At 42.2% G+C, this 925-nt stretch carries 2 protein-coding genes; one reads left to right on the plus strand and one right to left on the minus strand.

From position 1 onward, the window contains the following. The coding region (locus VTH8203_RS22120; RefSeq protein ID WP_167385857.1) for a transposase domain-containing protein at positions 1–177 on the plus strand (177 nt) is incomplete at its 5' end. A 130-nt stretch (positions 178–307) separates the two neighbouring features. Here VTH8203_RS22120 and VTH8203_RS22125 read toward each other — a convergent pair. Beyond that, a partial coding sequence (locus VTH8203_RS22125; RefSeq protein ID WP_158296216.1) for a hypothetical protein occupies positions 308–925 on the minus strand: 618 nt, incomplete at its 5' end.

A 925-nucleotide genomic window follows, 5' to 3' on the forward strand; every position in this document is an offset into this window, starting at 1 on the left:
TGGTTGTTCTCGAGTACACCAAATGGTGCTGAAGCGAGCGCGATGCTTTACAGTATCGTCGAGACCGCGAAAGCCAATGGGCTCATCCTCTACGACTACATGGTCAAGTGCATGCAAGAGTTAGCGAAATCTGAGCCTGATATCGATGCGCTCCTACCTTGGAACTTCAAGCATTAGCAAGATCGCCCCGTGGGTTTATGGGGCGTTTACCAATCAACTGATTGAAGTCACGACCAACAAAAAAGCCCATCGTGTTGATGAGCTTTCTATGAGTGTCACACTTATTAATTTTGCAGCTTAGATGGGTCTAGTTCGATGGGTATATCTCCAAGGATTGTGCTCGATTCCTAAACTCACCAAGTCGACTATAATCATGCGATGGCAAAAATGTTCTGTTCTCAACACCATTCCAAAGCACAGCTTTTACACGTTTACCGACCTCTATTGACTCTATATTATTGTTCTCGGCGCTGCCTGCAAAATTAACGTGAAAATAAGAGCCATTATTCATGCAATGGTCAAAAGGTTGCCCTTGAAAATTTTCTTTGGTCCATAATCGAACACACGTTGGCGCTACTTCTTTAAATGGGTATATCTCCAAGGCTTGTGCTCGATTGCTAAACTGACCAAGATTAGGATTATTTCGAAAAAATGTTCCTGCTGTATCACCATTCCAGAGTACAGCTTTCACATTTTTACCGACCTCCATTGACTCTATATTATTGTTCTCGACGAGACCTGAAAAATTAACGTGAAAATAAGAACCATCATTCATGCAATGGTCAAAAGGTTGCCCTTGAAAATTTTCTTTGGTCCATAATCGAACACACGTTGGCGCTACTTCTTTAAATGGGTATATCTCCAGGGCTTGTGCTCGATTGCTAAACTGACCAAGGTTAGGATTATTTCGAAAAAATGTTCCTGC

It is taken from the genome of Vibrio thalassae (assembly GCF_900089835.1).
Lineage (GTDB): Bacteria > Pseudomonadota > Gammaproteobacteria > Enterobacterales > Vibrionaceae > Vibrio > Vibrio thalassae.